The sequence below is a fragment of the Allobosea sp. RCC_152_1 genome, assembly GCF_041360765.1.
Classification (GTDB): domain Bacteria; phylum Pseudomonadota; class Alphaproteobacteria; order Rhizobiales; family Beijerinckiaceae; genus Allobosea; species Allobosea spartocytisi.
Map to the genome: position 1 here is coordinate 1 of NZ_JBFUPU010000010.1, position 22,881 is coordinate 22,881.

General features: G+C 67.6%; 26 protein-coding genes. 18 read left to right on the top strand and 8 right to left on the bottom strand.

Annotated features, from left to right (window positions below; genetic code table 11):
- Nucleotides 1-366: 366 nt before the first annotated feature.
- Both AB6806_RS24315 and AB6806_RS24320 read left to right on the top strand, forming a co-directional pair.
- Nucleotides 367-2,382, top strand: coding sequence for a M23 family metallopeptidase (locus AB6806_RS24315; protein WP_081925054.1), 2,016 nt, complete (start codon nucleotides 367-369; stop codon nucleotides 2,380-2,382).
- A 111-nt stretch (nucleotides 2,383-2,493) separates the two neighbouring features.
- Nucleotides 2,494-3,411, top strand: coding sequence for an AEC family transporter (locus AB6806_RS24320; RefSeq protein ID WP_038358097.1), 918 nt, complete (start codon nucleotides 2,494-2,496; stop codon nucleotides 3,409-3,411).
- A gap of 33 nt (nucleotides 3,412-3,444) precedes the next feature.
- Here the strand turns inward: AB6806_RS24320 and gluQRS are convergent, their stop codons facing one another.
- Nucleotides 3,445-4,353 (bottom strand): tRNA glutamyl-Q(34) synthetase GluQRS, encoded by a 909-nt coding sequence (gene gluQRS / locus AB6806_RS24325; protein WP_142023436.1) that lies wholly within the window; start codon nucleotides 4,351-4,353, stop codon nucleotides 3,445-3,447.
- 200 nt (nucleotides 4,354-4,553) lie between these two features.
- Here gluQRS and AB6806_RS24330 point away from each other — a divergent pair, with 200 nt between their 5' ends.
- Entirely contained in the window at nucleotides 4,554-5,198 is a 645-nt protein-coding gene (locus AB6806_RS24330) for a DNA-3-methyladenine glycosylase family protein (RefSeq protein ID WP_142023438.1), read from the top strand.
- Between the two features lie 88 nt (nucleotides 5,199-5,286).
- On the opposite strand, the gene AB6806_RS24335 is transcribed toward AB6806_RS24330, so the two are convergent.
- Both AB6806_RS24335 and AB6806_RS24340 read right to left on the bottom strand, forming a co-directional pair.
- The gene (locus tag AB6806_RS24335; RefSeq protein WP_142023439.1) at nucleotides 5,287-6,066 is read right to left on the bottom strand and encodes an HpcH/HpaI aldolase family protein; all 780 of its coding nucleotides are present in this window, start codon (nucleotides 6,064-6,066) and stop codon (nucleotides 5,287-5,289) included.
- A gap of 177 nt (nucleotides 6,067-6,243) precedes the next feature.
- Nucleotides 6,244-6,567: a DUF1476 domain-containing protein gene (locus AB6806_RS24340; RefSeq protein ID WP_038358103.1), complete on the bottom strand. Its 324-nt coding sequence runs from the start codon at nucleotides 6,565-6,567 to the stop codon at nucleotides 6,244-6,246.
- A 329-nt stretch (nucleotides 6,568-6,896) separates the two neighbouring features.
- Here AB6806_RS24340 and purC point away from each other — a divergent pair, with 329 nt between their 5' ends.
- The 4 genes from purC to purQ all read left to right on the top strand — a co-directional run bounded on the left by purC (nucleotide 6,897) and on the right by purQ (nucleotide 9,405).
- On the top strand, nucleotides 6,897-7,691 hold the full coding sequence (gene purC, locus AB6806_RS24345; RefSeq protein ID WP_038358105.1) for a phosphoribosylaminoimidazolesuccinocarboxamide synthase: 795 nt from the start codon (nucleotides 6,897-6,899) through the stop codon (nucleotides 7,689-7,691).
- 41 nt (nucleotides 7,692-7,732) lie between these two features.
- Nucleotides 7,733-8,320, top strand: a complete 588-nt coding sequence (locus AB6806_RS24350; protein ID WP_142023440.1) for a hypothetical protein — start codon at nucleotides 7,733-7,735, stop codon at nucleotides 8,318-8,320.
- A 146-nt stretch (nucleotides 8,321-8,466) separates the two neighbouring features.
- The gene (purS, locus tag AB6806_RS24355) at nucleotides 8,467-8,709 is read left to right on the top strand and encodes a phosphoribosylformylglycinamidine synthase subunit PurS (protein WP_038358108.1); all 243 of its coding nucleotides are present in this window, start codon (nucleotides 8,467-8,469) and stop codon (nucleotides 8,707-8,709) included.
- Between the two features lie 3 nt (nucleotides 8,710-8,712).
- The gene (gene purQ / locus AB6806_RS24360; protein WP_370955737.1) at nucleotides 8,713-9,405 is read left to right on the top strand and encodes a phosphoribosylformylglycinamidine synthase subunit PurQ; all 693 of its coding nucleotides are present in this window, start codon (nucleotides 8,713-8,715) and stop codon (nucleotides 9,403-9,405) included.
- Nucleotides 9,406-9,523: 118 nt separating this feature from the next.
- Here the strand turns inward: purQ and AB6806_RS24365 are convergent, their stop codons facing one another.
- The 3 genes from AB6806_RS24365 to AB6806_RS24375 are packed head-to-tail and all read right to left on the bottom strand — an operon-like array spanning nucleotide 9,524 to nucleotide 11,096.
- Complete coding sequence (locus tag AB6806_RS24365) at nucleotides 9,524-10,153, bottom strand: DsbE family thiol:disulfide interchange protein (RefSeq protein WP_248312799.1); 630 nt, start codon at nucleotides 10,151-10,153, stop codon at nucleotides 9,524-9,526.
- Entirely contained in the window at nucleotides 10,150-10,338 is a 189-nt protein-coding gene (ccmD, locus tag AB6806_RS24370) for a heme exporter protein CcmD (protein ID WP_038358112.1), read from the bottom strand. The genes AB6806_RS24365 and ccmD overlap by 4 nt, the downstream gene beginning before the upstream one ends.
- Complete coding sequence (locus tag AB6806_RS24375; RefSeq protein ID WP_370955738.1) at nucleotides 10,335-11,096, bottom strand: heme ABC transporter permease; 762 nt, start codon at nucleotides 11,094-11,096, stop codon at nucleotides 10,335-10,337. Before AB6806_RS24375 ends, ccmD begins: the two co-directional genes overlap by 4 nt.
- A gap of 294 nt (nucleotides 11,097-11,390) precedes the next feature.
- On the opposite strand from AB6806_RS24375, the gene AB6806_RS24380 reads away from it, so the two are divergent.
- The gene (locus AB6806_RS24380) at nucleotides 11,391-11,627 is read left to right on the top strand and encodes a hypothetical protein (protein ID WP_113254767.1); all 237 of its coding nucleotides are present in this window, start codon (nucleotides 11,391-11,393) and stop codon (nucleotides 11,625-11,627) included.
- On the opposite strand, the gene ccmB is transcribed toward AB6806_RS24380, so the two are convergent.
- Both ccmB and ccmA read right to left on the bottom strand, forming a co-directional pair.
- A complete protein-coding gene (ccmB, locus tag AB6806_RS24385) occupies nucleotides 11,615-12,283 on the bottom strand; it encodes a heme exporter protein CcmB (protein WP_370955739.1) in 669 nt (222 codons plus the stop codon). The genes AB6806_RS24380 and ccmB overlap by 13 nt on opposite strands.
- Entirely contained in the window at nucleotides 12,280-12,900 is a 621-nt protein-coding gene (gene ccmA / locus AB6806_RS24390) for a heme ABC exporter ATP-binding protein CcmA (RefSeq protein WP_370955740.1), read from the bottom strand. The genes ccmB and ccmA overlap by 4 nt, the downstream gene beginning before the upstream one ends.
- A gap of 235 nt (nucleotides 12,901-13,135) precedes the next feature.
- Between ccmA and acnA the strand changes: the two genes are divergently transcribed.
- From acnA to AB6806_RS24440, 10 genes are all read left to right on the top strand, one after another.
- The gene (acnA, locus tag AB6806_RS24395; RefSeq protein ID WP_038358120.1) at nucleotides 13,136-15,835 is read left to right on the top strand and encodes an aconitate hydratase AcnA; all 2,700 of its coding nucleotides are present in this window, start codon (nucleotides 13,136-13,138) and stop codon (nucleotides 15,833-15,835) included.
- A 234-nt stretch (nucleotides 15,836-16,069) separates the two neighbouring features.
- On the top strand, nucleotides 16,070-16,351 hold the full coding sequence (locus AB6806_RS24400) for an acyl carrier protein (protein WP_038358122.1): 282 nt from the start codon (nucleotides 16,070-16,072) through the stop codon (nucleotides 16,349-16,351).
- A gap of 130 nt (nucleotides 16,352-16,481) precedes the next feature.
- On the top strand, nucleotides 16,482-16,946 hold the full coding sequence (locus AB6806_RS24405; protein ID WP_038358124.1) for a 3-hydroxyacyl-ACP dehydratase FabZ family protein: 465 nt from the start codon (nucleotides 16,482-16,484) through the stop codon (nucleotides 16,944-16,946).
- Nucleotides 16,943-18,091 carry a beta-ketoacyl-ACP synthase gene (locus AB6806_RS24410; protein ID WP_370955741.1) on the top strand — a complete coding sequence of 383 codons (1,149 nt, stop codon included), beginning with the start codon at nucleotides 16,943-16,945 and terminating at the stop codon, nucleotides 18,089-18,091. The genes AB6806_RS24405 and AB6806_RS24410 overlap by 4 nt, the downstream gene beginning before the upstream one ends.
- A 12-nt stretch (nucleotides 18,092-18,103) precedes the next feature.
- Complete coding sequence (locus tag AB6806_RS24415) at nucleotides 18,104-19,384, top strand: beta-ketoacyl-ACP synthase (RefSeq protein WP_113254770.1); 1,281 nt, start codon at nucleotides 18,104-18,106, stop codon at nucleotides 19,382-19,384.
- Nucleotides 19,381-20,127 carry an SDR family NAD(P)-dependent oxidoreductase gene (locus AB6806_RS24420; protein ID WP_142023444.1) on the top strand — a complete coding sequence of 249 codons (747 nt, stop codon included), beginning with the start codon at nucleotides 19,381-19,383 and terminating at the stop codon, nucleotides 20,125-20,127. Before AB6806_RS24415 ends, AB6806_RS24420 begins: the two co-directional genes overlap by 4 nt.
- A 56-nt stretch (nucleotides 20,128-20,183) precedes the next feature.
- Nucleotides 20,184-20,426 carry a CopG family ribbon-helix-helix protein gene (locus tag AB6806_RS24425; protein WP_038358129.1) on the top strand — a complete coding sequence of 81 codons (243 nt, stop codon included), beginning with the start codon at nucleotides 20,184-20,186 and terminating at the stop codon, nucleotides 20,424-20,426.
- Nucleotides 20,423-20,707, top strand: coding sequence for a type II toxin-antitoxin system RelE/ParE family toxin (locus AB6806_RS24430; RefSeq protein WP_038358131.1), 285 nt, complete (start codon nucleotides 20,423-20,425; stop codon nucleotides 20,705-20,707). The genes AB6806_RS24425 and AB6806_RS24430 overlap by 4 nt, the downstream gene beginning before the upstream one ends.
- A 16-nt stretch (nucleotides 20,708-20,723) precedes the next feature.
- The gene (locus tag AB6806_RS24435; protein ID WP_142023445.1) at nucleotides 20,724-21,746 is read left to right on the top strand and encodes a zinc-binding dehydrogenase; all 1,023 of its coding nucleotides are present in this window, start codon (nucleotides 20,724-20,726) and stop codon (nucleotides 21,744-21,746) included.
- 111 nt (nucleotides 21,747-21,857) lie between these two features.
- The gene (locus AB6806_RS24440; protein ID WP_081925056.1) at nucleotides 21,858-22,838 is read left to right on the top strand and encodes a lipid A biosynthesis lauroyl acyltransferase; all 981 of its coding nucleotides are present in this window, start codon (nucleotides 21,858-21,860) and stop codon (nucleotides 22,836-22,838) included.
- The last annotated feature ends 43 nt before the right edge of the window (nucleotides 22,839-22,881 follow it).

The following is a 22,881-nucleotide window of genomic DNA, read 5'->3' on the forward strand; positions in this document are numbered from 1 at the left end:
GCGCAGAAGAGGCGCCGCTCAGCGGCGGCGCCGTCTCGATGGGCGGTTTATAGGCGGGACCCCCGAGACATGTCAACACGCTCGATGAACTTTTTTTGACGGACCTGTTCGATTTCCTCGGAACGCCCCCTGCCGGCCCTGCGCATCTTTTTTATTTGGTACGCGCGCGTTGTGCGTGAGCGCATTGCGCGCGCGAAGACCTCTGGTTTCGCAAAACAGCCGCATTCCGCCGGCACAGGGGCGGACGGCAGGGCGGATTGATTCCGGCTGCCGACACGGGCATGTTCTCGGGACACCTTCGTTCAGAGCGCGCTCAAGACCGCCTCGCTCCGGCGGGGTTCGCGATCAAGGTCAAGACAGCACACGATGAACGCCCATCCCGAGTTCGCCCAACCGGTCGAGCCGCTTGCCCCCGAGGCAGCGGCTTTGCTGGTCGATCTCGGGATCGAGCCGCCCATTCTCCCGGTCGATTCGCGCCAGCAGCCGCTCGACCGGCGTGGCGTCTCGCTGCGCTGGCTTTTCGCCTGCGCGCTCGTCGGCTCCTGCGGCGCGGCGCTGCTCGGCGCGGCGATCCTGGTCGCAATGCGCGGCGACACCAGCTATCCCGAGCAGCCCGAGATGGTCGCGGTCCGTGCCTCCTCGGCGGCGGGGGACGGCGGCGGCGCCCGCAAGGCCGACAAGCTCGTCGCCGATCAGCCGGTTCTCGCGGCGCGCCACACGATGCGCGCGCCGATGTCGCAACGTGTCGGAGACCGCGAGGTCATCCGCGTCAGGCCCTTCGTGCGGCTCGCCACCAACCTGTCGCTGACCACCGGCGTCTATGCCACCAACATCCCGCCCTTCAACCCGTTGCGGCTCTTCGCCGAGGGCGGCCAGCCGGACGAGCGCTATGCCGAGCCGGCCCAGGACACCGCCGACGCCGACGTCACCATCGTCAAGCGTGACCTCGCCGACATCGTCATTCCGCCGGGCAAGCCGCAGCTCGGCGACAGCGAGGTCGTGTCGCAGATCGAGGAGGAGCGCGCCAACGTCGCCTCCGGCCGCCAGCGCGCCCTGCCGATCCCGCCGCAGCTCATGCTGAGCCGCACCTTGACCGGGGCGGCCCCCGTCAATGGCGACATCCTCGGCTATGCGCCCGCGACCGATACGCGCTTTTCGGGCATCGAGGTCCGCGTCGTTCCCGAGAACGTCACCAATGCGCCCAAGACCCCGATCCCGGCCTCGCGCGAGCCGGAGGTCGAGGACAAGCTGGTGATGGCCAAGCGCGGCGAGAATTTCGAGCAGGTGATGCGCGGCGCCGGCGCCCAGCCGGAGCAGATCCGGACCATGATCACCGCCTTCGGCGGCAAGGTGAAGACCGCGCCCCTGCCCGACGGGCAGGTCCTCCAGGTGCTCTATGCGCCGGGACCGGGCGCGGGCGACGCGCGCCAGATCATGCGCGTCTCGCTGCTCACCAACGGCCAGCCGGACGGCATCATCGCGATGAACGACAAGGGCGCCTTCGTTGCCGTCAACATCCCGGAGGCGGCCACGCCCCAGCGCGGCGAGCGGCGCAATGTCGAGAGCGAGGAGGAAGACGAGGATTCCGGCGGCGCCCGGCTCTATGAGAGCCTCTACGAGACGGCGGCCCGCCACGACCTGCCCCGGCCGCTCGTCGACGATCTCGTGCGCATCTTCTCCTATGATCTCGATTTCCAGCAGCGCATCCATGGCGGCGACAATCTGGAAGTGATCTACACCGAGGAAGAGGAAGGCGAGCGGTCCGAGATCCTCTCCGCCAGCCTCACCGTCAACGGCGAGACCCGCCGCGTCTATCGCTACCAGTCGCCGGAAGACGGGCTGATCGATTATTTCGACGATGACGGCAAATCGCTGAAGAAGTTCCTGCTGCGCAAGCCGGTCGCGGAAGGCGAGCTGCGCTCCGGCTTCGGCATGCGCTACCACCCGATCATGCGCTATTCGAAGATGCATACCGGCATCGACTGGGCCAACCGCATCGGCACGCCGATCCTCGCCGCCGGCAACGGCACGGTGCTCAAGGCCGGCTGGTCCTCGGGCTATGGCAAGCACACCGAGATCCAGCACGCCAACGGCTATGTCACGACCTATTCGCACCAGTCGAACTTCGCCCCCGGCATCGTGCCGGGGGCCAAGGTCCGCCAGGGCCAGGTCATCGGCTACATCGGCACCACCGGCCTCTCCACCGGCCCGCATCTGCATTACGAGGTGCTGGTCAACGGCAATTTCGTGAACCCGCTCAAGATCCGCGTGCCGCGCGGGCGCGAGCTGCAGGGCCCGACGCTGGCCGAGTTCAAGCGCCAGCGCGACGAGGTCCGCGGATTGATCGAGAAGGCGGGGGGCACCGTCGCACAGTTGCGCTGAACGCATGGCGCGCCGGCAAAACGCGGCGCGCTCTGCTTTCGCCAGTTGACATGAGCCGATAAAGGCGACACCGCGAAACGGCTTCCTGTCCTCGCGGCGTGACCCTGACCCATGCTCGCTTCCCTGCTTGTCGTCCTGCCCGTCTTCGGGCTGATCGGACTGGGCTATTTCGCCCGGTGGACGAAGCTCCTGCGCGAGACGACCGGCGAGGGCCTCTCCGACTTCGTCTTCGTCCTCGCCGTGCCCTGCCTGCTCTTCCGCACCTTGGCCAAGGCGGATATCCCGGCGACCCAGCCCTGGGGCTACTGGATCGCCTATTTCGCCGGGCTCGCCGTGGTCTGGGCGCTGGCGATGCTGATCGCCAGCCGCTTCTTCGCCCGGAAAGGGCCTGAGCTGGTCGTGTCCGGCTTCGCCGCCGCGCAGTCGAACACGGTCTTCGTCGGCGTCCCGATGATCCTGAAGGCCTATGGCGATGCCGGCGCCGTGCCGCTCGGCCTGCTTCTGGCCGTCCATCTGCCGGTGACGATGACGGTCGCGACCCTGCTGGCCGAAGGACGCACGGCCTCGATTCCGCTCCTGATCAAGCGCCTCTTCACCCATCCGATCATCATCGGCATCATCCTCGGCTCGATCGTGCGGCCCTTCGTGGCGCAGATACCGGAGCCCTTCTGGACGCTGGTCGATCTGCTGGCCGGTGCGGCCGTGCCCTGCGCGCTGATCAGCCTCGGCATCGCCATGCGCCGCTATGGGCTGGAATCGGGCCTCGCTTTGCCGACCGTGCTCAGCGGCCTCAAGCTCGGCCTCCACCCGCTGCTGGTCTACTGGCTCGCGACCCGGATCTTCGAGATGCCGGCGCACTGGTCCGGCGTCGCCGTGCTCTTTGCCGCCTGCCCCTGCGGGATCAACGCCTATCTCTTCGCCGAGCGCTATCGGCAGGGCGTGGCCGACGCCTCGAGCGCGATCACCCTGTCCACCTTGCTGTCGCTCTTCAGCACGGCCGCCTGGCTGACGTTTCTCGGCGTCGGGTAGCCCCACGCGGCGAGCCCGCCCGCATTCCGACCTTCAGGCAAAACCCAGCCGCTGCCTGATCGCGGCGGCGGTGACGCCTTGCGCCCGCAACTCCGCCAGGCTTTCGGAGGCGCGACTCTTGGCGAGCTTGCGGCCGTCCGCGTCGATCAGCAATGCGTGGAAATGATAGAGCGGCGTCGGCAGGCCGAGCAGGCGCTGCAGCACGACATGAACGTCTGTCGCAGCCTCGAGATCCCGGCCGCGCACGACATGGCTGACGCCCTGCAAGGCGTCATCGGTGACGACCGCGAGATGATAGCTCGTCGGCACGTCCTTGCGCGCGAGCACGACATCGCCCCAGCGAGCGGGCTGCGCCGGCACGAAGCAGCGGCGGCCTGCCTCATCGAACAGCTCGTAGCCCAGGCCATCCCCGGCTTGTGACAAGGCTCGCGCCATGTCGAGGCGTAGCACATGCGGCTCGCCGGCAGCGATCCGATGCTCCGCTTCCGCCTTGTCGAGCCCCTTGCAAAAACCGGGATAGAGCGGCGCGCCGTCCGGATCGACCGGCCAGGATTTCCCGTTTTCGGCCTCGCACGCAGCGACCGCCGCCTTGATCTCCTGCCGCGAGCAGAAACAGGGGTAGACCAGTCCACGTGCCTGCAACGACGCGAGCGCCCGTCCGTAATCGCCGAAATGCTCCGATTGTCGGCGGACCGATGGCTCGAAGCGGATGCCGAGCCAATCGAGATCCTCGAGGATGCCATCGACATAGTCCGGCCGGCAGCGGCCGAGATCGATATCCTCGATCCGCAGCAGGAGCCGCCCGTCGAAGCGCCGCGCCAGCGCTTCGTTGGTCAGGGCCGACAGGGCATGGCCGAGATGCAAGCGCCCGTTCGGGCTCGGCGCGAAGCGGAAGACCGGCTGGCAGGGAGGCTTGCGGCAATCGGGTGGATATGCGGCCATCGGTTCGATCTTGAGATATGTGGTTCTAGAGCATTTTCGAGCGAAGTGGACACCGGTTCGCGTGAAGAAAATGCGATAAAACAAAGAGATGGAGCATTCCCGCGATTCGGAGAAACGCGGGAATGCTCCAGAAGCGCCATCCGCCGGGGCCAAGTCGCTGCTGACGGGAAGCGTCCTGCCTGCCAGCCATCCTGACGCCCATGACCGAACGAATCACCTGCAACGCCGATCTCGAAGAAGGCATGGCCGCGCTCGCCGCGCGGCATCCGCATTGGCGCGCCATCATCGACCGCACCGGCCTGCCGCCGCTCCGGCTGCGCGAGGGCGGCCTCATTGGGCTTGCTGGCATCATCGTCTCCCAGCAATTGTCCGTGGCGAGCGCGCGGGCGGTCTGGAACCGCTTCGAGAGCGTCTTCGTGCCGCTGACGCCCGAGCGCCTGCTGGCCGCGACCGATGACGACATGCGCCTCTCGGGGCTGTCCCGGCCGAAGCAGCGCACGCTGCTGGCGCTGGCGGCGGCGCTCGCCGAAAAGCGTCTCACCTTCGAGGCGCTCGAAGGCATGAGCCCCGAGGAGGTCCATGCCGAGATGACCGCGATCTCCGGCATCGGCCCCTGGACGGCGGATGTCTATCTGCTGTTCTGCCTCGGCCATCGCGACGGCTTCGCCGCCGGCGACCTCGCGATCCAGGAGGCGGCCCGCCATGCCTTCGCCCTCACGGCCAGGCCGAAACCTGCCGAGCTCGCGGCGATGGCGGAGGCCTGGCGGCCCTGGCGCGGCGTCGCCGCGCGCCTGCTCTGGGCCTATTACGCCGTGCTGAAGCGGCGCGAAGGCATCAACGCTTAGGTATGCTGCTTTTCCACGAGAACACGGATCATCCCGGACGCAGCGAAGCGGAGATCCGGGATGACCGCGTAGTTCCAAGTCCCGAAAATCAGCCGCGGGCGATTTTCAACGCCGTCTGCGCACCGGCGCGCAGCATCCCGCTGTCGCTCATCACCGTGACCATGCGCGCGCCCATGGCGAGGCCGGCCTTGGCGCGCTCCGCGGTCCCGGCATAGAGCGCCACCGGCTTGTTCACCGCCGAGGCCCGGGCCACGACATGCTTCAGCGCCTCGTCCACCTCGCGCGCGGCCGCATCGACCTTCGCACCGCCGAACAGGGCGATCGAAAGGTCCGAGGGGCCCACGAAGAGCGCATCGATCCCCTCCAACGCCAGGATGTCGTCGACGATCGCCATCGCCTCGCGCGTCTCGATCATGGCGAAGGTCATGGAGAAGCCGTTGGCCTGCCTGAGATAGCTGTTCTGGTCGAGGCCGGAGGCGCCAAGCCCGCCATAGCTGCCCCAGCTGCGCTCGCCGAGCGGCGGATATTTGGAGTAGGCGGCGAAGCGGCGCGCATCCTCCATGGTGTTGATCATCGGCGCGATCACCCCGGAGACGCCGGAATCGAACAGCTTCGAGACGTTCTGGAACTCGCCGACCGGGATGCGGGCGATCGCCGGCTTGCCGGCCGCATTGATCAGCGGGATCGCGCGGATGACCTCGCCGAGCGTGATCGGCCCATGCTGCATGTCGAGCGTGACCGCATCGAAATCCTCCTGCGCGAGAATGGCGGAGACCGACGGGTCGGGCAGGCCGCACCAGGCCGAGACGACGGTCCCGCCTTTCGCGAAGCGATCGGCGAGGGAGGACAGGACGGTGGGCTTGGCCATGATGGGGTGATCCGCTTGGAAGCCCGCTCTCGACGAATGGCGGGCGTCTGCAAGGTGGACCGGCGGCGCCCCAAAAAGCAAACGGGCGCCCATGCGCCCGTTTCAATCTCGCCTTGCGTAAACCGGGAGGCGGCCCGGGCATCAGCCCAAAAAGCGGTTGCAAGCTTTTAAAGGGCACTAACGCCCGGCCTGAATCTCTTCCGCCGCCTGGATCAGCAGCTCGGCCATCACCCGGCGGATCTCCGTCTCCGGCACCGCGACATCGCCCAGCGTGAAATCGTTCTTCACCTTGCGCAGCACGTCCTCCTCGCCGGCCTCCTCGAAATCGGCCACGACGACCGCCTTGGCATAGGCGTCCGCCTCGGCGCCGCTCTTGCCCAGCTTCTCCGCCGCCCAGAGTCCGAGCAGCTTGTTGCGCCGTGCGGTAGCCTTGAAGCGCAGCTCCTCGTCATGGGCGAACTTGTTCTCGAAGGCGTCCTTGCGCTGGTCGAAGGTCGTCATGCGGCGTCGGGCTCCTGTGCGGGGCTTGAGATGGCGTCGTCGTCCCTCATATAGGGCGGCGCCCCGGCAAGAGCCAGTCTCGGCCGCGGGCGAGGACGCTTTTAAGGGCTTTCAGCCATCCGGCAGCGGGGCCGGAGGCGATTTGTTGCGTTTGCGGGCGAGACACTCCATATAGCAGGCGCATGGCGCCCTTCGGCGCGAAGCGAGAAACCGGCTCGACGCCGGTCCGCGATCCCCGACGGATCGCCTGGACCGGGGCGAACCGGCCGACACGATCAGGGGCCAAGATCCCGCCGCGACAGTCATCGCGTCCAGTGAAGGGCCGACCTTTGGATTTCCTCAAGCCACGGTACATCCCCATGAATCGCCGCCGTCGCATCTACGAAGGCAAGGCGAAGGTCCTCTATGAGGGGCCGGAGCCCGGTACGCTGATCCAACATTTCAAGGACGACGCCACCGCCTTCAATGCGAAGAAACACGAGGTGATCGACGGCAAGGGCGTGCTCAACAACCGCATCTCCGAGCACATCTTCTCGAACCTCAACGACATCGGCGTTCCCACGCATTTCATCCGCCGGCTGAACATGCGCGAGCAGCTCATCCGCGAGGTCGAGATCATCCCGCTCGAGATCTGCGTGCGCAATGTCGCCGCCGGCTCGCTCTCGACCCGCCTCGGCCTCGAGGAAGGCACGCAGCTCCCGCGCTCGATCATCGAGTTCTATTACAAGAACGACGCGCTGAACGATCCGATGGTCTCGGAAGAGCACATCACCGCCTTCGGCTGGGCGACGCCGCAGGAGATCGACGACATCATGGCGCTCGCCATCCGCGTCAACGACTTCCTCTCCGGCCTCTTCCTCGGCGCCGGCATCCGCCTCGTCGACTTCAAGATGGAGACGGGCCGCCTCTGGGAAGGCGAGATGATGCGCATCGTCGTCGCCGACGAGATCAGCCCCGATTCCTGCCGGCTCTGGGACATCAAGTCGAAGGACAAGATGGACAAGGATCGCTTCCGCCGCGACATGGGCGGCCTGATCGAGGCCTATTCGGAAGTCGCCCGGCGCCTCGGCATTCTCGGCGAGAACGAAAACCCCGGCCAGAGCGGCCCGCGCCTCGTGCAGTGAGCGCCGTCACCCGGCCACAATCGCAATCGAAGCGGGAGCGCATGCGCTCCCGTTTTCATGTCGCGCCCCTGTTCCTCGTGGCGAGCCTCCTGCTCGGCGGCTGCGCCGACCAGTACGGCGCCGGCATCGCCGAATTGCCGGCATCGGCCGGCTGGCACCGTCTGCCGATCGGCTCCTGGGTGCTGAATGACGGGCTCGAAGCCCGCGCGATGGTGTTCTGCCCGCGCGACGCCTGCCCCCGCCAGGGCTTTGCCGCCGTCGTTTCCTTCGAGGGCGCCGAGGCCCGCCGCATGGAGCAGGCGCTCTCGGAAAATCCGGCCGAACTCGCCCGCTCCTTCGCGCGGCTCAAGGCGGAGAAGGCGGCTGCCAAGGCAGCCGAACAGCGCAAATCCGGCAAGAAGCCTCAAAAGCCGGCACCGGAACGCAGCGTGACCGACTATGCGCGCTTCGATACCGCCGATGCCAAGGGCGTCCTCGTCACGATCCGCGCCAAGGATGTGCCCTCCCGGCAAGGCGTCACGGCAATCCTCTACGCCCGCGAGAACGACCGCCTCGTCGTCGCGCTCGCAGTCAGCGACGAGGCCGAGGCGGCCAAGCGCGAGGCGCAAGCCGCCTGGCACAGCCGCTGATTCACGTGAAACCGCCGGAAACGGCTGAGCCCTCCCCGATTCGCACAGAACCAGCAAGCTGAGCATGCCCTGATCGCAAAAGTGGTTTCCACTTTTGCGGAACATGCTCTAAGGCACCCGCAAACAGCCCGCGCTCGGAGAATGCCATGAAAGCCCGCGTCACCGTCACCCTGAAGACCGGCGTGCTCGATCCGCAGGGCAAGGCGATCGAGGGCGCGCTGAAGTCGCTCGGCATCGACGGCGTCGGTTCGGTGCGTCAGGGCAAGGTCTTCGACATCGAGCTTGCGACCGCAGACAAGGCCGCCGCCGAGGCGGCGCTGAAGGCCGCCTGCGAAAAGCTCCTCGCCAACACCGTGATCGAGAACTACCGCGTCGAGATCGGAGCCTGACCGATGAAAGCGGCCGTCATCACCTTTCCGGGCTCCAACCGTGACGGCGACGTCGCCAAGGCGCTGAAGCAGGCCGGTGCCACCGTCAGCCATGTCTGGCATGCCGATACCGAACTGCCTGGTGGGACCGATCTCGTCGTGCTGCCGGGCGGCTTCTCCTATGGCGACTATCTGCGCACCGGCGCCATCGCCGGCCGCGCCCATATCATGGACGCCACCCGCGCCCATGCTGCGCGCGGCGGCTATGTGCTGGGCATCTGCAACGGCTTCCAGATCGCCTGCGAGGCGGGGCTGCTGCCCGGCATCCTCGTGCGCAACGCCCATCTGAAATTCGTCTGCAAGCGCCAGCACCTCACGGTCGAGCGCAACGACACGCCCTATACCCGCGCCTACGCCAAGGGCCAGGCCATCGACGTCTGCATCGCCCATGGCGAGGGCAACTACATCGCCGACCCCGAGACGCTGGCCCGCCTCGAAGGCGAGGGCCTCATTGCCTTCCGCTATGCCGATGCGCAGGGCCAGGTCACGGCTGAGGCGAACCCGAACGGCTCGCTCAACAACATCGCCGGCATCTATTCGCAGGGCTTCAACGTGCTCGGCCTGATGCCGCACCCGGAAAACCTGATCGATTCGCTGGTCGGGGGCACCGACGGGCGCGGCCTGTTCGAGAGCCTCGTCGCGGCCAAGGCCGCCTGAAACCAGCGCCACAAGCCGTCATTCTCGGGCGAAGCGAAGCGCAGACCCGAGAATCTCACGACAAGAAGGCGCCGGTTGAAGAGATGCTCGGGCCAAGCCCGAGCATGACGGCTGTTCGTCAGCTTCCCTTCAGCGCGCGCTGGAGCAGCCTCGCCGCCGCCGCCTGATCCAGCGGGCCGACATGCTTGTCGAGGATGCGCCCGTCCGGGCCGATCAGGAAAGTCTCCGGCACGCCGTAGACGCCCCATTCGATCGCGGCGCGGCCGCCCTTGTCGGCGCCCACCGCCGAGAAGGGGTTGCCGAGCGCGCCAAGGAAGCGGCGGGCATTCTCGGCCTCGTCCTTGTAGTTCATCCCGACCAGCGCGACCTTGCCCTGCTTCACCGCATCCGTCTGCGACAGGCCGACGAGCACGGGATGCTCGACCTTGCAGGGCGCGCACCAGCTCGCGAAGACGTTGACCAGCGTCGCCCGGCCCTGACCCAGATCGGCATTGCCGAAAGCCGGGACCGGCTGGCCGCCCCGCGCCAGACCCTCGACCGGCGTCAGCGCGATCGCCGGCGCGGTCTTGCCGATCAGCGCCGAGGGCACGCGGCTCGCATCGCCGGAGAACAGCCCGATCCCGAAGATGATGGCGAGGCCGCCGAACAGGATCAGCGGCACCAGGAACAGGAGCGGCGAACGGCGCCGCGGCGCGGCCTCGCCTTCCATCGTCGTCTTCGCCTGCTGTTCGGTGCCCGCCGAACTCATGCCGCCTCTCCACCCTGGCGGCGGCGCCCGGCGCCGCGCTGCTCCAGCGCGGCGAGAGCCCGCTTCTGCGCACGGTGATCGCGGATGATCGAGAGCGTCAGCCCGGTGAGGACGACGGCGACCGCCGCATAGGCGGCGAGGATGAAGCCGGCATGCGGCCCGAGGCTCGTGGCCAGCGCGGTCATGCCGGCGCTCCCTGCGCCGACAGCCGGTCGAGCCGCTCGGCCTCGAGGATCGTCAGGGTGCGCACGCGCCGGCGCATGATCTCGGCGCGCATCGCCAGCATGTGCAGCGTCAGCGCGAAGAGCGTGAAACCCAAGGCCAGGATCAGCAGCGGCCAGAGCATGGAGCCATCGATGGTCGAGCCGCCCATGCGGAAGACCGAGGCCGGCTGGTGCAGCGTATTCCACCAGTCGACCGAGAACTTGATGATCGGCACGTTGACGAAGCCGATCAGCGTCAGGATCGCGACCGCCCGCCCCGCCCGCGAGGGGTCGTCGAGCACGCGCCAGAGCGCGATGATCCCGAGATAGACCAGGAACAGGATCAGGACCGAGGTCAGCCTGGCATCCCAGACCCAGTAGGTGCCCCACATCGGCTTGCCCCAGAGCGCCCCGGTGACCAGGCAGATCAGCGCGAAGCAGGCGCCGATCGGCGCCGCCGCCTTCTGCGCGACATCGGCGAGCGGGTGGCGCCAGACCAGCGTGCCCAGCGCCGAGACAGCCATCATCGCGTAGAACATCATGGCGAGCCAGGCCGCCGGCACGTGCACGAACATGATGCGGATGGTCTCGCCCTGCTGGTAATCGGGCGGCGCCACGAACCAGGCGAGATAGAAGCCGACGACCAGCAGCAGCGCCGACACGCCCGCGAGCCACGGCAGCAGCGCGGAAGACAAGCGCATGAAGCGCGTCGGGTTGGCGAGGTCGATCAGGCTGGCCATGTCATCTGCAAACGGTGCCATCGGGCACGGGCGCCGCAGCAATAGCAATCCCGGCCCCGTCACGGCAATGCGCCGCAGCCTCGCTGCGACATCACGAAGCTGCTGGCGCACGAATCAGGCAGTCCCGAGGCAAGCCCTTCGAAGGCTTGATCTTTTCCGATTTTGGCTCGAAAGGCGCCGTTGCGTCAACCGCGTGCGCCACGGTATCACATTGAATATATTACAGATTCAGAACTCTCCGCTTGCGGGGCGAGCGCTCGCATTCTACCGTCGGGAACCGATGGGGGGACCACCATGGAAATGCGTTTGTCCGACGCGGTCCAGCGCGAGGTCGAGCTTGCGATTCGCTCGAAAGCGAGCCAGTCGCTCGTCGTAGACGTCTACGCGACGGCCGAGGAAATCCAGCGCGAACACGATGTCGGCGGCATCGGCCTCGATGCCATCGCCGACACGGTCGCGCGGCTTGCGGCGCAATGCGGCTGCGCCGTGGAGCTCGACCACCACGGCCGCGGCGCCGCTCACTCCGGCTGACGCAGCGCGGCTGCCGCCGCCAGCGTCCCGACCACGATCGCCGCCAGCGACAGCGCGACCAGGATCACGAACGGCGTGCGGAACGGCACCGTTCCGCCGAGCGCCGCATTCGCGGCCGAGACCCCGAAGATCAGCACGGGAATCGTCAGCGGCGCCACCAGCACCGGCACGATCAGCCCCCCGCGCCTGAGGCTCGCCGCCAGTGCCGCGCCGGCCGCGCCGATGAAGCTGAGCGCCGGCGTGCCGACCAGCAGCGTGGCGAAGAGCGGCAGTACCGCCTCGCCCGGCAGCGCAACGAGGAGCCCGAGCAGCGGTGAGACGAGCGCCAGCGGCAGGCCCGTGGTCAGCCAATGCGCCAGCCCCTTGGCCAGAACCGCCCCTTCCAACGGCAGCGCAGAGGCCCGCATCAGCTCGAGCGAGCCGTCCTCCTCGTCGCTCTGGAACAGCCGGTCGAGCCCGATCAGCACGGAAAGCAGCGCCCCGAGCCACAGGATCGCCGGGCCGATCCGCGACAGCAGGTTGAGGTCCGGCCCGAGCGCGAAGGGAACCAGCACCACAAGCGTCAGGAAGAAGACGAGCGCGAGCTCGCCGCCGCCGCCGGCACGCGCCGCCAGCGCCAGATCGCGTTTCAGGATGGCGATGAAGGCGCGTCTCACGGCCCGATCCTGAGTTCGCGCGCCGCGTCCAGCCCGAGCGGCCCATGCGTCGCGGCGAGAATCGCGCCGCCCATCAGCAGATGCGCACGCATCAGCCCGGTGAGCATCGCCTGCGAGGCGGTATCGAGCGCCGCCATCGGCTCGTCGAGCAGCCAATAGGGGCGCCGCGACACCAGAAGCCGCGCCAGCGCCACCCGGCGCCGCTGGCCGGCGGAGAGGTAGCCGACCGGCAGCGTGGCGACATGGGCGAGCCCGACAGCCTCCAGCGCCGCCTCGGGCGACAGGGCCGGGCTGCCCAGCAGATCCTGCGCGAAGGCGAGATTCTCCCGCGCCGTCAGCGCCGTCTTCAGCCCGTCGCGGTGGCCGACGAGGTGGCTGAGCTCGGGAAGTTCCGCCTCATCCGCCCCCTCGATGCGGATGCTGCCGCCATCGGGCCGCAACCGTCCGCACAGCATGGTGATGAGGCTCGACTTGCCGGCGCCGTTGCGGCCGGTCAGCGCCAGCGCCTCGCCATTGCCGAGCGACAGGCTCACGCCATCGAAAATCAGCCTGCCGCCGCGGCGACAGGCGAGATTCTCGACGCGGAGGCGCGAATCCTGGAACGGAGTTTGCGTCAAGGCAGCAATGCCGCCGATGCATTCGACCACATTTCGTTCATGTAGCGCGCTTCTTGGAATTGCTCTATAGAACCCGCGGCTACGCCGCACGCCGATCCGGCGCGGGGCCCGGGCACTCCCGGGGCGGCGCGCGCGCCACGCGCATTAGGCCTTCGAACGGCAGCGTCCGCAAGGGCAGAAACCCTTGGAGACTTGCCGGTCGCGACCGCAACCCCTTGATCAGGATATTGCCCGCATGGCTTCGCTCGATTCATTCAAGGCCCGCAAGACACTCGATGTCGGCGGCAAGAGCTACACCTATTATTCCCTGCCCGACGCCGAGAAGAACGGCCTGCCCGGCATCTCGAAGCTGCCCTTCTCGATGAAGGTGCTGCTCGAGAACCTGCTGCGCAACGAGGACGGCCGCTCGGTGACGAAGGCCGATATCGAGAACTTCGTCGGCTGGCTCGACGACAAGGGCAAGGCCGGCAAGGAGATCGGCTTCCGCCCGGCCCGCGTGCTGATGCAGGACTTCACCGGCGTGCCGGCGGTGGTCGACCTCGCCGCGATGCGCGACGGCGTCAAGGCGCTCGGCGGCGACGCCCAGAAGATCAACCCGCTCGTTCCCGTCGATCTCGTCATCGACCACTCGGTGATCGTCGACGAGTTCGGCACGCCCAAGGCGCTCGCCCAGAACGTCGAGCTCGAATACGAGCGCAATGCGGAGCGCTACAAGTTCCTCAAATGGGGCCAGGGCGCCTTCGACAATTTCCGCGTCGTCCCGCCCGGCACCGGCATCTGCCACCAGGTCAATCTCGAATACCTCGCCCAGACCGTCTGGACCCGTAGCGAGACCATCGACGGCACCGAGGTCGAGGTCGCCTATCCCGACACCGTCGTCGGCACCGATTCGCACACCACCATGGTCAACGGCCTCGCCGTGCTCGGCTGGGGTGTCGGCGGCATCGAGGCGGAGGCCGCCATGCTCGGCCAGCCGCAGTCGATGCTGCTGCCGGAGGTCATTGGCTTCAAGCTGACCGGCGCGCTCAAGGAAGGCATCACCGCGACCGATCTCGTGCTCACCGTCACCCAGATGCTGCGCAAGAAGGGCGTCGTCGGCAAATTCGTCGAGTTCTTCGGCCCCGGCCTCTACAATCTGACCCTGGCCGACCGCGCGACCATCGCGAACATGGGCCCGGAATACGGCGCGACCTGCGGCTTCTTCCCGGTCGATGCCGAGACGCTGGACTATCTCACCACCACCGGCCGCAAGGCGGAGCGCATCGCGCTGGTCGATGCCTACAGCAAGGCTCAAGGGCTCTTCGCCACCCGCGAGACGGCCGATCCGGTCTTCACCGACACGCTGGAGCTCGATCTCTCGACGGTCCAGCCCTCGATGGCCGGCCCGAAGCGCCCCGAGGGCCGCGTCGACCTCTCCGCCGTCAAGGCCGGCTTCGCCGCCGCCATGGAGAGCGACTACAAGAAGGGCGGCGAGCTTTCGCGCCGCGTTGAGGTCGAGGGCGAGGATTTCGATCTCGGCCATGGCGACGTCGTCATCGCCGCCATCACCTCCTGCACCAACACCTCGAACCCCTCGGTGCTGATGGCGGCCGGCCTGCTCGCCCGCAATGCGGTCGCCAAGGGCCTCAAGGTCAAGCCCTGGGTGAAGACCTCGCTGGCGCCCGGCTCGCAGGTCGTCGCCGAATATCTGGCCAAGTCCGGCCTGCAGACCGACCTCGACAAGCTCGGCTTCAACCTGGTCGGCTTCGGCTGCACCACCTGCATCGGCAATTCCGGCCCGCTGCCGGCGCCGATCTCGAAGACGATCAACGACAAGGGCCTGATCGCCGGCGCCGTCATCTCCGGCAACCGCAACTTCGAAGGCCGCGTCTCGCCGGACGTGCAGGCGAACTACCTGGCGTCGCCGCCGCTGGTCGTCGCCTATGCGCTGGCCGGCTCGGTCCAGATGGACCTGACCACGCAGCCGCTCGGCCAGGGCTCTGACGGCAAGGACGTCTATCTCAAGGACATCTGGCCCTCCAACAAGGAGATCCAGAGCTTCATCCAGCAGAACGTCACCCGCGCGATCTTCGAGGCGAAGTACGCCGACGTCTTCAAGGGCGACGCGCACTGGCAGGCGGTCGACGCCCCGCAGAGCGAGACCTATGCCTGGGACGACGATTCGACCTATGTGCAGAACCCGCCCTATTTCCAGGGCATGCACCAGAAGCCGGACGCGATCGGCGACATCAAGGGCGCCCGCATCCTCGGCCTCTTCGGCGACAAGATCACCACCGACCACATCTCTCCGGCCGGTTCGATCAAGGCGGCCTCCCCGGCCGGCGCCTATCTGACCGAGCATGGCGTCGCGGTCGCCGACTTCAACCAGTACGGCACGCGCCGCGGCAACCATGAGGTGATGATGCGGGGCACCTTCGCCAATATCCGCATCCGCAACCACATGCTCGGCCCGAACGGGCGCGAGGGCGGCTACACCATCCACTACCCGTCGAAGGAAGAGCTGCCGATCTACGACGCCGCGATGAAGTACAAGCAGGAGAAGGTGCCGCTGGTGATCTTCGCCGGCGTCGAGTACGGCAACGGCTCCTCGCGCGACTGGGCGGCGAAGGGCACCAACCTCCTCGGCGTCAAGGCGGTGATCGCCCAGAGCTTCGAGCGCATCCACCGCTCGAACCTCGTCGGCATGGGTGTCGTGCCCTTCACCCTGCAGGAGGGCACGAGCTGGGCCTCGCTCGACCTGAAGGGCGACGAGATGGTCACCATCCACGGGCTGGCCAACGTCAAGCCGCGCCAGATGATGGAAGCCGAGATCACCTATGCCGACGGCACGGTGAAGAAGGTGCCGATCCTCTGCCGCATCGATACGCTGGACGAGATCGACTACTTCAAGAACGCCGGCATCCTGCAATACGTGCTGCGCGGGCTCGCCGCGTAAGCATCCTGGCAGCGAAGGTCGTGTTTCCGGCACGGCCTTCGGTGACCAAAACGTCACAACGCGGCCGGCGCAAGCCGGCCGCGCTCGTATCGGGACCCATCCCAGTTGTCCTCGCGCCCGGCGCGGTGTAAGGGGGCCGGTCAGTCATCCTCGGCGGAGACTTGGGGCAGGCGCAGGGATCATCCCGCGCTCGGACGTCGTCCGCCGACATCCTTTCAAGACGGGAGCACCCGCATGTCCGCCACGTTCGAGACGGTCGCCGGCATCATTTCGGAAACCTGCGATATTCCGCGTGAGAAGATCACGCCGCAGAGCCATGCCATCGACGATCTCGGCATCGACTCGCTCGCCTTCCTCGACATCGCCTTCGCGATCGACAAGGCCTTCGGCATCAAGCTGCCGCTCGAGCAGTGGACGCAGGAGGTCAATGAGGGCAAGGCCCCGGCAGAGCAGTATTTCGTGCTCGAGAACCTCTGCAAGCGCATCGACGACCTCGTCGCCGCCAAGAAGGCGTAACGCCTGCGCGGGGGCTGCCGGACTTGAGCCGGCGCCCCGCTCCCGATAGAGCATAGGCCGCTGAACGGATCAGACCGATCCGCACGGCGGCCGCGCGCCGTTCTGGCGTGCCCAGCTGGTCAAGGATCGCATGCGCCTCGAATATTTCGACATGATCGACAGGGTCGTTTCCTTCGATCCGTCGCTGCAGCGCATCGTCACGCGCTCCACCGTCCCGGCCGCAAGCCCGGTCTTCGAGGGCCATTTCCCCGGCCACCCGCTCGTTCCTGGCGTGCTGCTGACCGAGACCATGGCCCAGGCCTCGGGCTATCTGCTGCTCGGCCTCAACGGTCTCAGCCAGATGCCCTTCCTGATGACCGTGGACAAGGCGCGCTTCCGCAGCTTCGTCGAGCCCAACGCCGAGCTGGAAGCCAGCGCCGAGCTCGTGATCGAGGGTTCCGGCTATGCCGCGACGAAGGCGAAGCTGACGAGCAACGGCAAGCCGATCTGCGATGCGGAGCTGCGCTTCCGCCTGATGCCCTTCCCCGCCGATATGCGCGCCCTCATGCAGAGCCGCATCGAAGCCATCGGCCTGAAGCCGGAGCCTGCTCCATGAGCGATATGACGATGAACCGCCGGGACGTGGTCATCACCGGCATCGGCATCGCCTCCAGCCTCGGCGAAGGCGTCGAGGTCCATGCCGCGGCACTCGCCGCAGGCGGCCCGCCGACCGTCGACACCGAGAGCTTCAAGCCCTATCCGGTCCATCCGCTCCTCGCGCTGGAGCTCGACCGGCAGATCCCGAAGAAATCCGACCAGCGCCAGATGGAGCCCTGGCAGCGCCTCGGCGTGTACGCCGCCGGCCTCGCCCTCGATTCCGCCGGGATCAAGGAGGATGCCGAGGCCAAGAGCGCGCTGCAGGTCATCGTCGCCGCCGGCGGCGGCGAGCGCGACCATGCGGTGGATTCCGCCATCCTCACGGGATTGCGCGGCGCCAACGAGCCCGGCACCTATCTCAACGAGCACCTGATGGGTGATCTGCGCCCCACGCTCTTCCTCGCCCAGCTCTCCAACCTGCTCGCCGGCAACATCGCCATCGTCCATGGCGTCACCGGTCCCTCGCGCACCTTCATGGGCGAGGAGCAGGCCGGCGTCGACGCCATCCGCACCGCCCACGCCCGCATCGCCTCGGGCCAGTCCGACCTGATGCTGGTCGGCGGCGCCTATAATGCCGAGCGCCGCGACATGCTGCTGCTCTTCGAGCTCGGCGGCTATCTGCGCCAGGGCAGCTTCGCCCCCGTCTTCGCGCGCGAGGAGGCTCCGGGCCTGATCACCGGCAGCGCCGGCGCCTTCCTCGTCCTCGAATCGGCCGAGCGGGCCGCCGCACGCGGCGCCAGGGTCTACGCCAAGCTCAGCCATGCCGGCGCGACGCGCAGCCGCCGTGCGCCCGGCACGGTCGAATCGGCCCTGGCCGGACTCGTCGGTGGCTTCGGCCCGCTCGGCGCCGATGCGCTCGCCATTTCGGCAGCGACAGGCTGCGCCGGCATCACGGCCGAAGAAGCCAACGCGCTCGCGAAGGCCGCGCCATCGGCGAAGCGGATCGCGGCGGGCGATCTCGTCGGCCATGGCGTCGAGGCCGCGTTTCCGGTCTCCGTCGCCCTCGCAGCCATCGCCTTGTCGGCTGGGCAGGCGAAGGAGGCGGTCGTCACCGGCGCCGGCCATTGGCGCGGCGAAGGCGCCGCGCATCTGGTTCAAGCGTGAGAGGTTGAAGCCATGACCACGCATCGTGATGCCAAGGGCCGCCCGATCGTCGCCGTCACCGGGCTCGGCGTCGTCACCTCGCTCGGCCAGGGCAAGGAAACGAACTGGAAGGCGCTGACGGCCGGCCAATCCGGCATCCACCGCATCGAGCGCTTCCCGACCGAGGGCTTGCGCACCACGATCGGTGGCACCGTCGATTTCCTGTTCGACGAGCCCTTCACCGCCCCCCAGCTCTCCGAGAAGCTGGCGACGCTGGCGGCGGAAGAAGCCGTCACCCAGAGCGGGCTCGGCACCTCCGGCGATTTTCCGGGCGAGCTCTTCATGGCCGTCCCGCCGGTCGAGATGGAATGGCCGCAGAAGCAGGAGATGGCTCAGGCCATCGAAGGCGACGTCGATTACGACGGGCTGCTGCGCGCGGCCGAGACCGGCAAGTTCCGCGCGATGCACGAGCTTTTCGTCTTCGGCGGCGTCGCCGATCATATTGCCGACCGCTTCGGGACCAAGGGCTCGCCGATCTCCCTCTCGACCGCCTGCTCGTCGGGCGCGACCGCGATCCAGATGGGCGTCGAGGCGATCCGCCGCGGCGACACTGAGGCCGCGCTCTGCATCGGCACCGACGGCTCGATCCATGCCGAGGCGCTGATCCGCTTCTCGCTGCTCTCCGCCCTCTCGACCCAGAACGATCCGCCGGAAGGCGCGGCCAAGCCCTTCTCGAAGAACCGGGACGGCTTCGTCATGGGCGAGGGCGCCGGTGCGCTGGTGCTGGAGGATTACGACCACGCGCTGGCGCGCGGCGCGACCATCCTCGGCATCGTCGCCGGCTGCGGCGAGCGCGGCGACGGCTTCCACCGCACCCGCTCGAGCCCGGACGGCAAGCCGGCGATCCTCGCCATGCAGGACGCGCTGGCCGATGCCGGGCTGACGCCCGACGACGTCGACTACATCAACGCCCACGGCACCTCGACGCCGGAGAACGACAAGATGGAGGCGATGAGCTGCGCCGCCGTCTTCGGCGAGCGCATGGCGAGCCTGCCGATCTCCTCGAACAAGTCGATGATCGGCCATACGCTGACGGCGGCCGGCGCCGTCGAGGCGGTGATCTCGTTCCTGACCATCGCCAACGGCAAGATTCCGCCGACGATCAACTATGCCAATCCGGACCCGGCGATCACGCTCGATGTCGTGCCGAACACCGCTCGCGACGCGAAGGTGCGCACCATCATCTCCAATTCCTTCGGCTTCGGCGGCCAGAACACCTGCCTCGTGCTGACGGCGCCTCCGGAGGCCGCATGACCAAGATTCTGGTAACGGGCGGCGCCAAGGGTGTCGGCGCCGCGATCGTGCGCGCCCTCGTCGCGGCCGGTCACGATGTCGATTTCACCTTCCGCTCCTCCGCCGATCAGGCGAAGGCGTTGGCCGGGGAGATCGCCACCGCCCATCCCGGCCGGGCGGTCAGCGCCCTGTCGCTCGACCTCTCCGACAAGGCCGAGCTCGACGCCTTCTGCGAGGAGCGCGAGGGCGAGAGCTATTTCGGCCTCGTCCACAATGCCGGCCAGCCCTATGATTCGCTGGCCGCGATGATCGTGCAGGACAAGGCGGAAGCCGCGATGCAGGTCAATTTCTGGGCCTTCACCCGCCTCGCCAAGAGCCTGATGCGCAACATGATCCGCGCCAAGGCCGGCCGCATCGTCGCCATCGGCTCGGTCGCGGCGCTGCGCGGTAATCCCGGGAACGCCGCCTATGCCGCCTCCAAGGGCGCCTTGATCTCCTATGCCAAGACGCTCGCCGTCGAGACCGGCAAGCGCGGCGTCACGGTCAACGTGATCGCGCCGGGCTTCGTCGACACCGACATGATGGCGCCCTACGCCGCCTATCGCGAAAAGATGCAGGGGCAGATCCCGGCCGGACGCTTCGCCAAGCCCGAGGAGGTCGCCGGCCTCGCCGCCTTCCTGATGAGCGAGCCCGCCGCCTATATCAGCGGCACCGTGCTGCCGATCGACGGCGGGTTGACCGCCCAGCTCGGCGTTCACCGCTGATATCGACCGACAGGGCTGTTCATGTTAAGGTTCATCCTGAACCGGAGTGAACCGACATGACGGCAGCCTTCACCATCCGCCTCGACGACGAGATGCTGGCCAAGCTCGACGCGCTGGCCGCCGACACCGACCGCTCACGCAACTGGATCGCGGCGAAGGCGATCGAGGACTATGTCGCGCTGAACGCCTGGCAGATCGCGAGGATCAAGGAGGGGATCGCCGAAGCCGATCGCGGCGAGTTCGCGACGGACGAAGAGGTCGAGGCCGTGTTCCGCAAGTACAAGGCCGTGGCGGAGTGAGGCTCGTCTGGACGAAACGCTCACTGCGCGAGCTCGACCAGATCTTTGCCTTCATCGCGAAGGACAGCCGCTCCGCCGCTGCAGCACTGGTTGATCTCGTTGAGCAGCGCTCCGCAATGCTGACCAGCCATCCAGAGATCGGGCGGCCGGGACGGAGCGATGGAACCCGCGAACTCATCGTGACTGGCACGCCCTATATCCTCCCCTACCGCGTCAGCGACGGCCGCGTCGAAATCCTCGCGGTCCTCCACACCTCCCGGCAATGGCCGGACCAGATCTGAAAGACGTCGAATCCTCATGCGCTCCCTCCAGCTCCATGGCGACCGCGATCTCCGTCTCGAGGAGATCGAGCCGCCGCCGCCGCCCGCTCCCGGCGAGGTGCAGATCCGCATCAAGGCGGTGGGCTTGAACTATCTCGACCTCTGGGGCTTCCGCGGCATGGCCTTCGCCAAGCGCAAGATGCCGCAGGCGGCGGGCGTCGAGGCCGCCGGTGAGATCGTCTGCGTCGGCGAGGGCGTGACCGGCTTCGCGCCCGGCGATGTCGTCACCGCCTATGGCGCCGACACCTGCGGCCAGTGCAAGGCCTGCCGCGAGGGCCGCGACAATCTCTGCGAGAACGTCGCCGGCATCATGGGCTTCCATATCGACGGCTTCGCCCGCGAAGTGCTGAACCGCCCGGCCCGCCTCACCATCAAGGCGCCGAAGGGCGTCTCCTTCGAGGACGCCGCCTGCGCGCCGATCGGCTTCGGCACGGTCCAGCATATGCTGTTCGACAATGCGAAGCTCGAGCCCGGCGAGTCGGTCCTCGTCCATGCCGGCGGCTCCGGCATCGGCACCGCCGCGATCCTGATGGCGAAGGCGATCGGCTGCACGGTCTACACCACGGTCGGCGACGACGAGAAGGGCGCCAAGGCCAAGGCGCTCGGTGCCGATCACGTCATCAACTACCGCGAGGATCGCTTCGAGGGCGTCGTCCGCAAGCTCACCGGCCGCAAGGGCGTCGATGTCGTCTTCGAGCACGTTGGAGCCGACACCTGGAACGGCTCGCTGCTCTGCCTGAAGCGCGGCGGCCGGCTCGTCACCTGCGGCGCGACCTCCGGCCCCTCGGCGACGATCAACCTGATGCAGCTCTTCCAGCAGCAATACCGCATCACCGGCTCCTTCGGCTGCCGCATCGAGAACATCGCGCAATCGCTGGAGAAGATGGCGGGCGGCATGAAACCGGTGATCGACTCGGTCTTCCCGCTCGCCGAATTCGAGAAAGGCCTCGACCGGATCGAAGGGCGCAAGGTCTTCGGCAAGGTCGTCATCGCCTTCTGAGCAGGGCTCCCGGCCCCGCCGGAGACTTGACGCCGGCGCATTCCTGCCCCAGATCGCGCCTTCAAGGCCCGGTCTTGCTCTCGGCACGGGCGGGATAGGGCTGGCAGGACATTGAGACGGATCAAGGCTTTCGCCGCGCGAATCGGCGCGGCGGTGATGATCGGCGTGATCCGCACGCTGTTTGCGGGCTTGCGCCTGCTGGGGCCGGAGCGCTCCAGCGACCTCGGCGGCTGGCTGCTCAGGACCGCGAGCCCGCTCATCCCGGTCAACCGGGTCGCGCTCGCCAATATCCGCGCCGCCTTCCCGGAAAAGGACGAGGCCGAAATCAGGCGCATCGCCCGCGCCGCCTGGGAGAATCTCGGCCGCACCGCCGCCGAATACGCGCATCTCAAGACGCTGTTCGATTACGACTACCATAACCCCGACCCCAACTCGCGCGTCGAGGTCGTCGGCATCGAACATTTCATCGCGCTCAAGGACGACGAGAAGCCAGGCCTGATCTTCTCGGCCCATCTCGCCAACTGGGAACTGCCGGCGATCTGCGCGGCGGCCTATGATCTCGAAACCACCGCCGTCTTCCGCGCGCCCAACGATCCCGCGATCGCAGCCGTGGTCCACGAGATCCGTTCCGGCGCCATGGGTGGGCTCGCGGCGGCGAAGCAGGGCGCGGCCTTCGCCATGCAGGGCGTGCTGGAGAAGGGCGGCCATCTGGGCATGCTGATCGACCAGCATTTCACCCGCGGCGTCGTGGTGCCGTTCTTCGGCCGCCCGGCCCTGACCAACCCGATCATGGGCAAATTCGCCAAGCGCTTCGAATGTCCGGTGCATGGCGTGCGCGTCATCCGCCTGCCGAAGCAGCGCTTCCGCCTGGAGCTGACGCCGCCTCTCGACCTGCCGCGCGATGCGCAGGGCGAGATCGACGTCCAGGGCGCCATGGCGATGATGACGGCGGTGGTCGAAGGCTGGGTGCGCGAAAATCCCGAGCAGTGGCTCTGGATGCACCGCCGCTGGCGGCCCAACATGATTTCGGCCGCGGCGCTGGCGGAATTCGATCACACCCGCGCGACGACGCCTGTTTTCAAGGCAACGTGATTTCCAAATGAAGGCGAATGAGGGCTTTGGTAACCTCGTCAAA

Coding starts and splice junctions, on each gene's coding strand:
- AB6806_RS24315 (WP_081925054.1), top strand. CDS start 367: ATGAACGCCCATCCCGAGTTCGCCCAACCGGTCGAGCCGCTTGCCCCC.
- AB6806_RS24320 (WP_038358097.1), top strand. CDS start 2,494: ATGCTCGCTTCCCTGCTTGTCGTCCTGCCCGTCTTCGGGCTGATCGGA.
- gluQRS (WP_142023436.1), bottom strand. CDS start 4,353: ATGGCCGCATATCCACCCGATTGCCGCAAGCCTCCCTGCCAGCCGGTC.
- AB6806_RS24330 (WP_142023438.1), top strand. CDS start 4,554: ATGACCGAACGAATCACCTGCAACGCCGATCTCGAAGAAGGCATGGCC.
- AB6806_RS24335 (WP_142023439.1), bottom strand. CDS start 6,066: ATGGCCAAGCCCACCGTCCTGTCCTCCCTCGCCGATCGCTTCGCGAAA.
- AB6806_RS24340 (WP_038358103.1), bottom strand. CDS start 6,567: ATGACGACCTTCGACCAGCGCAAGGACGCCTTCGAGAACAAGTTCGCC.
- AB6806_RS24350 (WP_142023440.1), top strand. CDS start 7,733: ATGCGCTCCCGTTTTCATGTCGCGCCCCTGTTCCTCGTGGCGAGCCTC.
- purS (WP_038358108.1), top strand. CDS start 8,467: ATGAAAGCCCGCGTCACCGTCACCCTGAAGACCGGCGTGCTCGATCCG.
- purQ (WP_370955737.1), top strand. CDS start 8,713: ATGAAAGCGGCCGTCATCACCTTTCCGGGCTCCAACCGTGACGGCGAC.
- AB6806_RS24365 (WP_248312799.1), bottom strand. CDS start 10,153: ATGAGTTCGGCGGGCACCGAACAGCAGGCGAAGACGACGATGGAAGGC.
- ccmD (WP_038358112.1), bottom strand. CDS start 10,338: ATGACCGCGCTGGCCACGAGCCTCGGGCCGCATGCCGGCTTCATCCTC.
- AB6806_RS24375 (WP_370955738.1), bottom strand. CDS start 11,096: ATGGCCAGCCTGATCGACCTCGCCAACCCGACGCGCTTCATGCGCTTG.
- AB6806_RS24380 (WP_113254767.1), top strand. CDS start 11,391: ATGGAAATGCGTTTGTCCGACGCGGTCCAGCGCGAGGTCGAGCTTGCG.
- acnA (WP_038358120.1), top strand. CDS start 13,136: ATGGCTTCGCTCGATTCATTCAAGGCCCGCAAGACACTCGATGTCGGC.
- AB6806_RS24400 (WP_038358122.1), top strand. CDS start 16,070: ATGTCCGCCACGTTCGAGACGGTCGCCGGCATCATTTCGGAAACCTGC.
- AB6806_RS24405 (WP_038358124.1), top strand. CDS start 16,482: ATGCGCCTCGAATATTTCGACATGATCGACAGGGTCGTTTCCTTCGAT.
- AB6806_RS24410 (WP_370955741.1), top strand. CDS start 16,943: ATGAGCGATATGACGATGAACCGCCGGGACGTGGTCATCACCGGCATC.
- AB6806_RS24415 (WP_113254770.1), top strand. CDS start 18,104: ATGACCACGCATCGTGATGCCAAGGGCCGCCCGATCGTCGCCGTCACC.
- AB6806_RS24420 (WP_142023444.1), top strand. CDS start 19,381: ATGACCAAGATTCTGGTAACGGGCGGCGCCAAGGGTGTCGGCGCCGCG.
- AB6806_RS24425 (WP_038358129.1), top strand. CDS start 20,184: ATGACGGCAGCCTTCACCATCCGCCTCGACGACGAGATGCTGGCCAAG.
- AB6806_RS24435 (WP_142023445.1), top strand. CDS start 20,724: ATGCGCTCCCTCCAGCTCCATGGCGACCGCGATCTCCGTCTCGAGGAG.